This is a genomic window from Pseudomonas sp. FSL W7-0098, assembly GCF_005930585.1.
In the GTDB taxonomy this organism is placed as follows: Bacteria; Pseudomonadota; Gammaproteobacteria; order Pseudomonadales; family Pseudomonadaceae; genus Aquipseudomonas; species Aquipseudomonas bubulae.
Genome location: NZ_RXHW01000004.1, coordinates 129,212 through 141,531 on the forward strand (window position 1 = coordinate 129,212; position 12,320 = coordinate 141,531).

Consider the following 12,320-nt stretch of genomic DNA (forward strand, 5'->3'; position numbering starts at 1 on the left):
CGTCCCTGCGCAAACCCGGCGAGACCGTGATCGAGGTGCGTGACCTGTGCAACCGCTTTGGTAGCCAGACCGTGCATGAACACCTCGACCTTGATGTGTACAAAGGTGAGATTCTCGGCGTGGTCGGCGGCTCCGGCACCGGCAAATCCGTGCTGCTGCGCAGTATTGTCGGTTTGCGTCGGCCCACTGAAGGGCAGGTCCGGGTGTTTGGCCAGGACTTGATGAGCCTTGATGAACAGGCGCGCTCAATGATCGAGCGGCGCTTTGGTGTGCTGTTTCAGATGGGCGCGCTGTTTTCTTCACTGACGGTAAAAGAGAACATCGCCCTGCCCCTGATCGAGCACGCCGGCCTGAGCCGGCCTGATGCCGAGCACCTGGCGTGCGTCAAGCTGGCGCTGTCGGGGTTGCCCCTGTCGGCAGCAGACAAGTACCCGTCTTCACTGTCCGGTGGCATGGTCAAGCGCGCAGCGCTGGCCCGGGCGCTGGCGCTGGACCCGGACATCCTGTTTCTGGACGAACCCACCGCTGGGCTGGATCCGATCGGCGCGGCGGCCTTTGACCAACTTATCCTGACACTGCGCGATGCGCTGGGGTTAAGCGTGTTCCTGGTCACCCACGATCTCGACACGCTGTACACCATCACTGACCGGGTGGCGGTGCTGTCGCAAAAACGGGTGCTGGTGGCGGCACCCATCACTGAGGTCGAAGACTACGACGACCCGTGGATTCATGACTATTTCCATGGCCCCCGTGGCCGCGCCGCGTACGAAGCGGCAACCCACCTCAAGGAGCAATGACATGGAAACCCGTGCCCATCATGTATTGATCGGCCTGTTCAGCGTCCTGATTGTCGTCGGGGCCATGCTGTTTGGCCTGTGGCTGGCCAAGGCGAGCATGGACAGCACGTTCAAGGATTACGAAGTGGTGTTCAACGAAGCCGTCAGCGGCCTGTCCAAAGGCAGCTCGGTGCAATACAACGGGATCAAGGTCGGCGACGTGATCGAATTGCGCCTGGACGACAAGGACCCGCGCCGGGTACTGGCGCGCATTCGTCTGGCGGCCAACACCCCGGTCAAGGTCGACACCAAGGCCAAGCTGGCGCTGACCGGCGTGACCGGGACTTCGATCATCCAGCTCAGTGGCGGTGACCCCAACAGCCCGCCCCTCAAGGGCAAGGACGGCAAGCTGCCGGAAATCGTGGCTTCGCCCTCGCCCATTGCCCGCCTGCTCACCGACGGCTCTGACGTGATGGCCAACGTCAATATGCTGCTGCATAACGCCAATGCGTTGTTCTCCGAAGACAACGTCAACCGTGTCAGCAAGACCCTGGACAACCTTGAGCAAACCACTACGGCCATTGCCGGTCAGCGCGGCGATATCAGCCAGACATTGAAACAGCTGGCCCAGGTCGGCAAACAGGCCAGCGTCACGCTTGAGCAAACCAACGTGCTGATGCGCAACGCCAACGGCCTGTTGAGCACCGAAGGCAAACAGATGTTCAACAGCGCCGAGCAGGCCATGAACTCGCTGCAGCAGAGCACCGCGACGATCAACAAACTGATCAACAACAATGAGGACTCGCTCAACAGCGGCCTGCAGGGGCTGAATCAGCTCGGCCCTGCAGTCAATGAACTGCGCGAAACCCTTGGCACATTGCGCTCGATCTCGCGGCGCCTGGAATCCAATCCAAGCGGTTACTTGCTGGGCCGCGAGCAGAACAAGGAATTCACCCCATGAAGCGCACCTATCGCCTGGCAGGTTCCATCGCCCTTGCTACTGGTCTGAGCCTGCTCAGCGCCTGCTCGATTTTGCCCAAACCCGAGATAGTCGACGTGTATCGGCTGCCGGCGGCGCAAGCACTTATGGCCGTCAGCCAGAGTACGCCAGTGAAGTGGTCATTGCGTCTGGAAAAGCCGATGACCACTGGCGCGTTGAACAGCCAGAACATCGTGGTGGTGCCTGAGGGCAACCTGATCAGTAACTACAAAGGTGCCCGCTGGAGCGATACGGCCCCGGTGCTGTTGCGCAACCGTCTGCTTGAGGCCTTCTTGCAGGATGGCAGGATCCAGGGCTTGAGCACCGATGACAGCAACTTGCAGTCCGATTACGAACTGGGGGGCGAATTGTTGGCGTTTCAGACCCACTACAACGGCAAAAGCCCGGAAGTGCTGATCCAGTACAACGCCCGCCTGGTACGCAGCAGCGATCAGCGGGTGATTGCTTCCAAACGCTTTGAGACGCGCCAGCCGCTGAGCAACCCGATGGTACCAGGCGTGGTCGCAGGTTTTGGCCAGGCCAGTGATGTGCTGATGCCACAAGTGGTGCAGTGGGTGATGCAGCAGGGGCAGGCGCAGCGTTAAAAAGCCCGAAGCAAGAGCCAAAAGCCCCTCCCCCTAACCCTCTCCCTGCGGAGAGGGTTGAAACCAGGTTCACACCTCCCTTCAATTAAAGACCGCTGTCTTGATACCGGCATTCGTAAATTCTCACTAATCACCCTGCTGTAGGAGCGGGCTTGCTCGCGATGGGATCGACGCGGTGTGTCTGTCAGACCACGTCGTCCGAATCGCGAGCAAGCCCGCTCCCACGGGGTTACGCATGTTCTGGCGGCGGGTTCTTGTTCTCCTTGATCTTGTACGAAGCCACATACAGCGCTGGCAAAAACAACAGCGTGAGCAAGGTGGCCGATAGAATGCCGCCGATCATGGCGTAGGCCATCGGCCCCCAGAACACGTCCCGGGCAATCGGAATCATGCCCAGGCTGGCCGCTGCCGCGGTCAGCAGAATAGGCCGACGACGATGCTGGGTGGCTTGCATCACCGCGTGCCACGGATCGAAGCCGTCGCGTTCGTACTGGTCGATCTGGGTCACCAGGATCACCGAGTTACGCACGATGATGCCCACCAGCGCCAGAATCCCCAGGATCGCTACAAAGCCCATCGGCGTGCCGGTGGGCACCAGCGCCAGCACCACACCGATCAGCCCCAGCGGCGCGACACTGACCACCAGGAACATCTTGTGCACGCTTTGCAGCTGGATCATCAGGAAGGTTGCCATCAAGAACAGCATCAACGGCACGACTTTGGCGATCGGACCCTGGGCCTTGGCGCTCTGCTCTACCGTACCGCCGGTTTGCACGTTGTAGCCTTCTGGCAGGTTGGTGGCGAACTTGTCGACCTCGGGCTTGAGCACCTTGACCAGATCGGTCGGCTGCATCGAGCCACGTACGGAGGCTTTGAGGGTCAGGGTGGGGATCCGGTCACGGCTCCAGATCAGCGGTTGCTCAAGCTCGTAGCGCACCGTGGCAAAGGCCAATAGCGGGATCGAGGTGCCGCTGGGGGTGGTGATCTGCAGGTTGAGCAGGGTTTCCGGGGTACCGCGCTCGTTGCTGTTGGCCCGCCCGACGATATTGATCAGGTAAATGTTGTCCTTGACCTGGCTGACGGCCGCACCGCTGACGATGCTGTTCATCACATGGGCCACGTCTTCGGATGACAGCCCGAACTGGCGGGCCTTGTCCTGGGCAATGTCGATACGCAGCACCTTGCCGGGCTCGTTCCAGTTGAAGATGGTTTCACCGACATTGGGGTTGGCGTCGAGCACCGAGGCCAGGTCGATCGAGTACTTGCGCACCAGGTCGATATTCGGCCCGCTGACCCGATATTGCAGCGGCTGGCCCACCGGCGGGCCCAGTTCCAGGGTGTGCACGAAGCTGCCCACCCCTACAAAGTCCTCGCGCAAGCGTTTGTTGAGCCGTTCGATAAGGGCATCACGGCTTTCCAGGCCTTTGCTGACAATCACCAACTGGGCATAGAAAGGGTTTTGCAGTTGCTGATCGAGCGGCAGGTAGAAACGGATCGCGCCTTCACCGATGTACGAGCTCCAGCGCACGATATCGTCATCGCCCTTGAGCGACTCCTCAAAACGCTGGGTGACCTTGAGCGTCTCCTGGATCGAAGCGTTTTGCGGCAGGTTCAGGTCCACCAGAATCTCGGGGCGGTCAGAGGCCGGGAAAAACTGGTTCTGCACCAGGCCCATGCCGAACACCGCCAGTACAAACATCAGCACTGTCGCGCCAATGGTCGTCCAGCGATAACGCATGCACCACAGCAGCGCGGTGTCGAAGGCCTGGGCCAGGCGCCCGGGTTTCTCGGGCTTGGGTTTGACCTTGGCGCTGAGGATATGCACGCCCAGCACCGGCGCGAACAGCACGGCCACCACCCACGACACCAGCATTGCCACGGCAATCACCGCGAACAGGGTGAAGGTGTACTCCCCCGCCGAGCTGTTGTTAAGGCCGATGGGCACAAAGCCTGCCACGGTCACCAGTGTCCCGGTGAGCATCGGGAACGCCGTGGAATGATAGGCAAAGGTCGCCGCCTGCTCCTTGGTTTCCCCAAGTTCCAGCCGGGTGATCATCATCTCCACCGTGATCATCGCATCGTCCACCAGCAGGCCCAGGGCGATGATCAGCGCACCCAGCGACACGCGCTGCATGGCGATGCCGGTAAATTCCATAAACACGAACACCAGCGCCAGCACCAACGGGATCGAGATCGCCACCACCAGACCGGCGCGCAGGCCCAGGCTGATGAAACTCACCGCCAGTACAATCACCACCGCCTCAAACAGGGCGCTGGTGAAGCCGCTGACAGCTTCCTCGACCACTTGCGCCTGATCGGACACCATATGCACGCCAACACCTACCGGTAACTGCGCGGTCAGGTCGTCGATGCGCTGCTGTAGTTGCTTGCCGAACTCCTGAATGTTGCCACCATCAATCATGGCGATTGCCAGACCAATGGCCGGCTTGCCGTTGTAATGGAACATGGGGGCCGCGGGGTCGACGTAGCCACGGGTGATTTCGGCAATGTCGGCCAGGCGGTAAAAACGGTCGTTGACCCGCAGATTCACGGCGGCCAGATCCTCAACGCTGTGGAACTGCCCCGAGGTGCGTACCGACATGCGCTCCGGCCCGGCCTCGATTACCCCGGCGGGAGTGACGGCGTTCTGCTCTTGCAGGCTTTCCAGAATGTGCTGTTGGTCGAGGCCCAAAGCTGCCAGTTTGCGGGTAGAGAAATCCAGGTAGAAGGTTTCGTCCTGTTCACCGATGGTCATCACCTTGCCGCGATTGGGTACATCGCGAATGCCGGTGCGCACTTGCTCTACATAGTCGCGCAGCTGACGCATGGTGAAGCCGTCGCCGGTGAAGGCGAAAATGGTGCCATAGACATCACCGAACTCATCGTCGAACCCCGGGCCTTGAATGCCCTGGGGGAAGTCGCCGCGAATGTCGCCGATCTTTTTGCGCACCTCATACCAGATATGCGGGATGGCATCGGCTTTGGTGGTGTCCTTGAGGAACACAAACACCGTCGACTCACCGGGCCGGGTGTAACTTTGCACGTAGTCGAGAGAATCCAGCTCCTCAAGCTTTTTCTCGATGCGATCGGTGATTTGCAGGCGGGTTTCGTCGACCGTAGCACCGGGCCATTTGGACTGGATGACCATGGTTTTGATGGCGAAGGACGGGTCTTCAGCGCGCCCCAGATTGATGTATGAAAAAATCCCGGCGACCACCGCGACAAACATCAAATACCAGACAAATGACTGATGCTTCAGAGCCCACTCGGACAGGTTGAACTTCCCATTCATTGCGAGCTTTCCTTATCGAGTCTGACTTTCTGCCCGGGGGTGAGGCTGTACACACCTGCACTGACCACCCTGTCGCCGGTTTTGATACCACCCGACAACAGCACATTGCGGGCGTCGCGGCGCAGTACGCTGACGTCACGCGGGCTGACGGTTTGAGTGGCGCTGTCAATGATCCATACGCGGCTGTGGCCGTCGACTTCCTGCAGGGCAGTGAGCGGCAGCTGGAAGTGCTCGGCTGTCGGGCTGCTGACGGTCACGCTCACCGAGCTGCCAAGACGGAATGCCGCCGGCGTCTGGTCCAGTGTCAGGCGGGTGCGCCGGGTGCGGGTGGCGCTGTCGGCTTGCGGGGCGATTTCGCGGACATGGGCGCGGGTGTTGATAGTCGGGTCGAGCTGGCCGGCGACGAGGAATTCGATACCTTTGGGCAGTGCTTCGGCCAACGGACCCGGGAGGTCGATGACCGCCTCCTTGATTTCAGGGCGGGCCAGTGTGACCACTTCCTGGCCAATGCTCACCACTTGCCCGGCCTCGGCATGCCATTGGGTAATCACGGCATCATGGTCGGCGCGCAGGTTGCAGTAGCTGAGCTGGTCCTGAGCCTGATTGACCGCAGCCTGCGCCTGCTGCATCGAAGCCTGTGTGGTCTTGAGGTCGGCTTGCGCGGTGTCCAGTTGGGCCTGGGCGCCCACACCACGGTCGAACAGCTCTTGCTGACGACGGGCATTGGCCCTGGCGTTGATCAATTGTGCCTGTACCTTGGCCAGATCACCCTGGGCCGCACGCAGCTGATTTTGCTGATCGGTGGGGTCGAGGTTGGCCAGAATGTCACCCTGTTTCACCACCGCACCCACATCGTAATAACGGCGCACGATGCGCCCCGGAACACGAAAGCCCAGGGTGCTTTCATAACGAGCTTCGATACTGCCAGCAAAGCGGCCCAGATCCTGGACCAGCTCGGGCCGGGCAATCACATACAGCGCCGGGCGAACGGGTTCCGGCGGCTGTTTCTCCGAGCAGCCCATCAGCATCGCAGCAGCCAGCGGCATCATCCATAAACGCCTCATAACTGCACCCCTTCGGCCGGTGCGGGAACGATTTCAACTTTCATGCCCGGGTGTAACAACTGCCCCCCTGCAACCACGACTTTTTCTCCATCCTTGAGGCCTTCGCTGACGATCACGCTGCCGGTCAGGTAGCGCCCGACCTTGACCCGTTGCAGGCGTACATTGCTTTGCTCGTCGGCGATCCATACGGCGGGCTCGCTGATGTCCTTGGTCAGGGCCGACCATGGCAGTTCAATGCTGGCGCTGGGCGGCGGGGTCAGGTTGACACTGACAATCGAGCCCAGGTCCATGCTCTTGGGCAAGGCGTCGAGCTGCACCTTGATCTGCAGCGTGCCGCTTTGTGCCGCAACCGTGGGAGTGATTTCACGGATCTGGCCGTTGACCTTGATTGTCGGATCGCTCAGCAGCGTGACCTGTACCGTGGGGTCTTTGGGGGGTTCGATAAACAGCGATTCATACACGTTGAATACGGCATCCCGTGCGCCATCGCGGGCCAGGGTAAAAATCGGCATGGTGGCCTGTACCACCTGCCCGACTTCGGCCTGGCGCGCGGTGATGATGCCCGGTGCCTCGGCCTCCAGGTTGCTGTAACTCAGTTGTTCGCGGGCGTTGGCCAATTGCGCCTGGGCCGCTGCGAGGGCACTTTTGGCGCTCAGTTGGGCGGCATTGGCAGCATCGTATTCGCTTTGGCTGGTGTAGCCCTTTGGCAGCAGCTTTTGCTGACGCACAAACGCCGCGCGGGTTTGCACCACTTGCGCCTGTTGCGCGTTAACGCTGGCCTGGGCGGTCTCGACCTGGATCTTCAGGTCTTTGGGGTCGAGACGGGCCAGCACCTGATGGGCCTGGATATGGTCACCTACATCCACCTTGCGCTCGATAATCTTGCCACCCACCCGGAATGACAGCTGGGTTTCGACCCGGGCCTGAATATCACCGCTGAGCTGGATCGGTGGGGCGAACTCACGGGTACTCACCTGTTGCACATACACCCGGGGGGACAGAGGCTCTTTGGGGCCCTCCTTGCCGCACGCGGTGAGAAGCGCCAACAGGCTCAAGCCCAAAATGCCCGTGTTCAGTGGACCAGCCATGCAAGCTCCTTTGCGTGATGCCGTTTAACATGCGGATACGGTTGATAGCGTAGAACAGTGTTCAGCGTCTGTGGGACTCTATTACCGCCTATCAGTTTCACGAAATGAGGTCACCCCATGCTCACCACCCTGGCCGTGGCCAACTACCGTTCCATCAATCAGTTGGTGGTGCCCCTGGCCCGGCTGAATCTGATCACCGGCCCCAATGGCAGTGGCAAATCCAACCTTTATCGCGCCCTGCGCTTGTTGGCCGAAACCGCCCAGGGGGGTGTGGTCAATGCCCTGGCCCGTGAAGGCGGCCTGAGCTCGACGTTCTGGGCCGGGCCTGAGGTGATCTCCCGCCGCATGAAGCTGGGCGAGGTTGATGTCAACGCCAGCGTGCGCCAGGAAACCAAGCGCCTGCGCCTTGGTTTTGCCGGAGAAGACTTCAGCTACGCCATCGCCCTGGGCTTGCCGATACCTGGACGCACGCAGTTCAACCTCGACCCGCAGATCAAGCATGAGAGCCTCTGGGCAGGGCCTTTTTACCGCCCGGCCAGCGAGCTGGTTGAACGTAAAGGCCCCATGATCCGCGCCCGTGACGGCCGCAACTGGCAGGTGTTGGCACAGCACACGCCGCTTTTCGACAGCCTGTTCGATCAGGTCGGCAGCTTGCAGGCATCCCCTGAAGTGTTGCAGTTGCGCGAGTCCATCCGTGGCTGGCGTTTTTACGATCACTTTCGCACCGACCCCGACGCGCCTGTGCGCCAACCACAACTGGGCACGCGTACGCCGGTGCTGCATCACGATGGCCATGATCTGGCCGCTGCGTTGCAAACAATCCTTGAGGTCGGCAACCCTGAAGCCTTGCATGCCGCGATCAGCGATGCATTCCCTGGCGCACGGCTGGAAATCGAATGTGTGCCCGGCGGGCATTTTTATATCGAGTTTTATCAAGAGGGGCTGTTGCGCCCGTTGTCTGCCGCCGAGCTCTCGGACGGTACCTTGCGCTATCTGCTGCTGGTTGCGGCTTTGCTGACCCCGCGTCCGCCGAGCATGATGGTGCTCAACGAACCGGAAACCAGCCTGCACCCCGACTTGTTGCCCGCGCTGGCGCGGCTGATCATCAGTGCTTCGCAGCACTCGCAGGTGTGGGTGGTATCCCATGCCCGGCGTCTGATCGCCGCCCTGCAACAAGACCCTGAGTGCAACTGCATCGTGCTGGAAAAAAACCTTGGCCAGACAGAAGTGGTCGGCCAACGCATGCTGGACCAGCCCGCCTGGTATTGGCCCGACAAATAAAAACGCCGACGCTATAAAAGCCGTCGGCGTTTTCAGTAGCCTGGCGTGTAATCAGAACGCTGGCAGTACCGCACCTTTGTATTTTTCAGCAATAAAGGCTTTTACTTCAGGGCTGGTCAGGGCCTTGGCCAGCTTCTGGATTGCGACGCTGTCCTTGTTGTCAGGGCGGGCAACCAGGAAGTTCACGTATGGCGAATCAGCACCTTCGATGATCAGCGCGTCAGTGGCCGGGTTCAGGCCTGCTTCCAGCGCGTAGTTGGTGTTGATCATGTCCAGGTCAACCTGGTCCAGCACCCGTGGCAGCAGTGCGGACTCAAGTTCCTTGAACTTGAAGTTGTGCGGGTTCTTGGCGATGTCCTTCGGGGTCGACACAGCGTTGGTCGGGTCTTTGAGTTCGATCAGACCGGCCTTTTGCAGCAGGATCAGGGCACGGCCGCTGTTGCTGCCTTCGTTAGGGATAGCGATGGTTGCGCCGTCTTTAAGCTCGGACAGGTTTTTGACTTTCTTCGAGTAGCCACCGAAGGGTTCAACGTGAACACCGATCACGGTGGTCAGGTTGGTGCCTTTGCCTTTATTGAAGCTTTCCAGGTATGGAACGGTCTGGAAGTAGTTGGCGTCCAGGTGTTTTTCGGCCACTTGCACGTTGGGTTGCACATAATCGGTGAACACTTTGATTTCCAGATCCACGCCTTCTTTGGCGAGGGTTGGTTTGATCAGCTCAAGGATTTCGGCGTGAGGCACCGGCGTAGCGGCAACCACCAGTTTTTCGCCAGCCTGTGCCAGGCCTGCAGTCAAAGCAGCCGCCAATGCGGTAAACAACAGAACCTTTTTCATGCGATACCCTTATGTGTGTGACCGTTCGTATGACGGTTTTCCTGGAAGACGAAGCGGACAATACCGAGTTTCTTTATTCCAGAACAATAATATTTATTCAGCTTCTTATGCCATTTTGTTCACTTGAGTTTTTTTTGGGGAGCGGGCTTGCCCGCGATAGGAACGCCGTGGTGTGACAGATACACCGCGTCGCTGCCATCGCGGGCAGCCCGCTCCCACAGGGTCAAGGCAACAACTGCCTGATCGCCGCCAACTCCTGTGCCGTGGCGCCTTTTATAAACAGCTCGATCTGGCTCAGGGCGTCAGGCAGGTTCAAGTGCTCGGGCTGGATCTCCTCGCCGGTGCTGACCAGTAATGCAAAATGAATCACGTTTTCCAGCTCACGGGTATTGCCCGGCCAGCTGTGGCGCTCAAGTACCCGCTGGGCTCTGTCGCTGATAAACGGCACGGGCAGGTTCAGGCGCTGGCTGTAAATGCCCAGGAAATATTCGGCCAGCGAAAGGATGTCTCCCGGCCGCTCGCGCAACGCGGGCAAGTCCAGCCGCCCTTCGCTGAGGTAGTGATACAGCCGCTCGTGGAATTTTCCGGCAGCCACCGCCTGCGCCAGATCGATACTGGTGGCCGCCACCAGGCGCACGTCCACCGGGCTCGGTTGATGGGCGCCCACACGGGTAACTTCGTGGGTTTCCAGGGCCGCCAGCAGCTTGGTCTGGATTGCCCATGGCAAGTCGCCGATTTCGTCCAGATAAAGAGTCCCGCCATTGGCCGAACCAAACCACCCGGCGCGGCTGCTGGCCGAACTGCTGTGTGTTCCGGCGGCATAGCCAAACAGCTCGGCGTCAGCGTAAGTGGGGCTGATGGCACCGCAATTGACTGACACAAACAGGCCGGTGCGGTCACTGGCGCGGTGGATATGTCGAGCGAGCAGCTCTTTGCCGCTGCCGGTTTCACCACGAATCAGCACGGGCAAGGCGCGCGGCGCGAGCAGCTCCAGATCGTTGCGTAATTGGCGCGAGCGGGGGTCGACAAACACCAGCGCTTTGGCGCGAATGCTCAGCGGGCTTTTTTCCGCGTCAGGAAAGGTCAGCAGCGGCTGACCGAAGGTTTCATGCAGGCTCATGGCAGGCTCCCGCCCGCCGCCGGAGGGTGGGCGCGGGCGTTACAGGAATTCACGCGCGACGCAGGGCGCCGTGCTCGATACGGGTTTGCAGGCGGTATAAAAAGGCGAAGCCTTGCTCCCAGCGCTGGTGTCCGGATTTAACGTTGATATGCCCGGCGCCGCTGATGATGCCGATCTCGGCGCCCCATTGACGGGCAAATTCCATAGCCCGTGGCGCGCTGACAGCACCATCGTTATCCGAGCTGACGATGTGGCTTGGAAAAGGCAACGACCGGGTCGGGATCGGGGCAAAGTTGCGCAAGGCCGGCGCACAGGCCGGGCGCTCGACGTCTGCCGGGGCCACCAGCAACGCGCCGCGCACTTGGTTTAACAGGCTTTCTGGCGCACGCTCGGCCCAATGGGCTACGGTAATGCAACCCAGGCTGTGGGCGATCAGGATCACGGGGGTGCTGTCGGCAGCAATGGCTTCGGCCAGGGCGGCGATCCAGTCTTCGCGGCGGGGCGTCAGCCAGTCGGCCTGCTCCACCCGGGCACTGTTCGGCAAGCTGTTTTGCCAGTGGGTTTGCCAATGATCGTCGGACGAACCTTGCCAGCCCGGCACTATCAAATAGCGAATCGAATCGTTGCCCATGGGTGTGCGCCTCCAGCGGTATGTGTGTTACCGAGTCAGTATAGGGACGGTTTTTAGATTCGCTAAGGAATAAGAAGCTATTTGTTTATAACTAAAAATAAAAACTTGAGGGTTCTGCACCATGAAAAGCCTGGTCGACCATTTGAGCCAATATGCTGCCTATCACCGCGACCCGCACAATATCGCCACGCATTTCGTGGGCATCCCGCTGATCGTGATTGCCGTTGCAACGCTGCTGTCGCGCCCGCAATGGATGGGTATTTCACCGGCAGTGCTGGTGATGCTGGCCAGTGCCGTGTTTTACCTGCGCCTTGAGTTGCGCCTGGGGTTGTTGATGACGCTGCTGCTGGCTTTGACGGTGTGGCTGGGGCACGCGCTGGCGGGGTTGGGCACCGCTGCCTGGCTGGGCTGGGGCATTGGACTGTTTGTGGTGGGCTGGGTGTTCCAGTTTGTCGGGCACTATTACGAGGGGCGCAAGCCGGCGTTTATCGATGACGTCACCGGGCTGATCGTGGGACCGCTGTTCGTGGTGGTGGAACTGGGGTTTTTGCTGGGCTGGCGCGAGGATTTGCGTCGAGAGATGGCGCTGCGCGCCGGTTAGCGCATTGTGGGAGCGGGCTTGCTCGCGATTGGGCCACCGCAGGGTGAAA

General features: G+C 60.3%; 11 protein-coding genes. 5 read left to right on the forward strand and 6 right to left on the reverse strand.

Annotated features, from left to right (window positions below; translation table 11 throughout):
- Positions 1-5 precede the first annotated feature (5 nt).
- The 3 genes from FHL07_RS08690 to FHL07_RS08700 are packed head-to-tail and all read left to right on the forward strand — an operon-like array spanning position 6 to position 2,360.
- A complete protein-coding gene (locus FHL07_RS08690) occupies positions 6-797 on the forward strand; it encodes an ABC transporter ATP-binding protein (protein ID WP_153326752.1) in 792 nt (263 codons plus the stop codon).
- 1 nt (position 798) lies between these two features.
- Positions 799-1,737 carry an MlaD family protein gene (locus tag FHL07_RS08695; RefSeq protein WP_094999771.1) on the forward strand — a complete coding sequence of 313 codons (939 nt, stop codon included), beginning with the start codon at positions 799-801 and terminating at the stop codon, positions 1,735-1,737.
- Positions 1,734-2,360, forward strand: coding sequence for an ABC-type transport auxiliary lipoprotein family protein (locus tag FHL07_RS08700; protein ID WP_138738384.1), 627 nt, complete (start codon positions 1,734-1,736; stop codon positions 2,358-2,360). Before FHL07_RS08695 ends, FHL07_RS08700 begins: the two co-directional genes overlap by 4 nt.
- Positions 2,361-2,589: 229 nt before the next feature.
- Here FHL07_RS08700 and FHL07_RS08705 read toward each other — a convergent pair whose 3' ends face one another.
- From FHL07_RS08705 to FHL07_RS08715, 3 genes are read right to left on the reverse strand one after another with little or no spacing between them, the layout of a single operon-like run.
- Positions 2,590-5,652: an efflux RND transporter permease subunit gene (locus tag FHL07_RS08705; RefSeq protein ID WP_095017844.1), complete on the reverse strand. Its 3,063-nt coding sequence runs from the start codon at positions 5,650-5,652 to the stop codon at positions 2,590-2,592.
- Positions 5,649-6,716, reverse strand: a complete 1,068-nt coding sequence (locus tag FHL07_RS08710; protein WP_094999768.1) for an efflux RND transporter periplasmic adaptor subunit — start codon at positions 6,714-6,716, stop codon at positions 5,649-5,651. The genes FHL07_RS08705 and FHL07_RS08710 overlap by 4 nt, the downstream gene beginning before the upstream one ends.
- Positions 6,713-7,804, reverse strand: coding sequence for an efflux RND transporter periplasmic adaptor subunit (locus FHL07_RS08715; protein ID WP_138738385.1), 1,092 nt, complete (start codon positions 7,802-7,804; stop codon positions 6,713-6,715). The genes FHL07_RS08710 and FHL07_RS08715 overlap by 4 nt, the downstream gene beginning before the upstream one ends.
- Positions 7,805-7,921: 117 nt before the next feature.
- On the opposite strand from FHL07_RS08715, the gene FHL07_RS08720 reads away from it, so the two are divergent.
- Positions 7,922-9,085 (forward strand): AAA family ATPase, encoded by a 1,164-nt coding sequence (locus FHL07_RS08720; RefSeq protein ID WP_095017847.1) that lies wholly within the window; start codon positions 7,922-7,924, stop codon positions 9,083-9,085.
- Positions 9,086-9,136: 51 nt separating this feature from the next.
- Here FHL07_RS08720 and FHL07_RS08725 read toward each other — a convergent pair whose 3' ends face one another.
- The 3 genes from FHL07_RS08725 to FHL07_RS08735 all read right to left on the reverse strand — a co-directional run bounded on the left by FHL07_RS08725 (position 9,137) and on the right by FHL07_RS08735 (position 11,670).
- On the reverse strand, positions 9,137-9,919 hold the full coding sequence (locus FHL07_RS08725) for a MetQ/NlpA family ABC transporter substrate-binding protein (RefSeq protein WP_138738386.1): 783 nt from the start codon (positions 9,917-9,919) through the stop codon (positions 9,137-9,139).
- A 223-nt stretch (positions 9,920-10,142) separates the two neighbouring features.
- Positions 10,143-11,039, reverse strand: coding sequence for a sigma 54-interacting transcriptional regulator (locus tag FHL07_RS08730; protein ID WP_094999764.1), 897 nt, complete (start codon positions 11,037-11,039; stop codon positions 10,143-10,145).
- A 49-nt stretch (positions 11,040-11,088) separates the two neighbouring features.
- Positions 11,089-11,670: an alpha/beta hydrolase gene (locus FHL07_RS08735; RefSeq protein ID WP_094999763.1), complete on the reverse strand. Its 582-nt coding sequence runs from the start codon at positions 11,668-11,670 to the stop codon at positions 11,089-11,091.
- A gap of 121 nt (positions 11,671-11,791) precedes the next feature.
- Here FHL07_RS08735 and FHL07_RS08740 point away from each other — a divergent pair, with 121 nt between their 5' ends.
- Positions 11,792-12,271, forward strand: coding sequence for an Mpo1 family 2-hydroxy fatty acid dioxygenase (locus FHL07_RS08740; protein WP_094999762.1), 480 nt, complete (start codon positions 11,792-11,794; stop codon positions 12,269-12,271).
- The last annotated feature ends 49 nt before the right edge of the window (positions 12,272-12,320 follow it).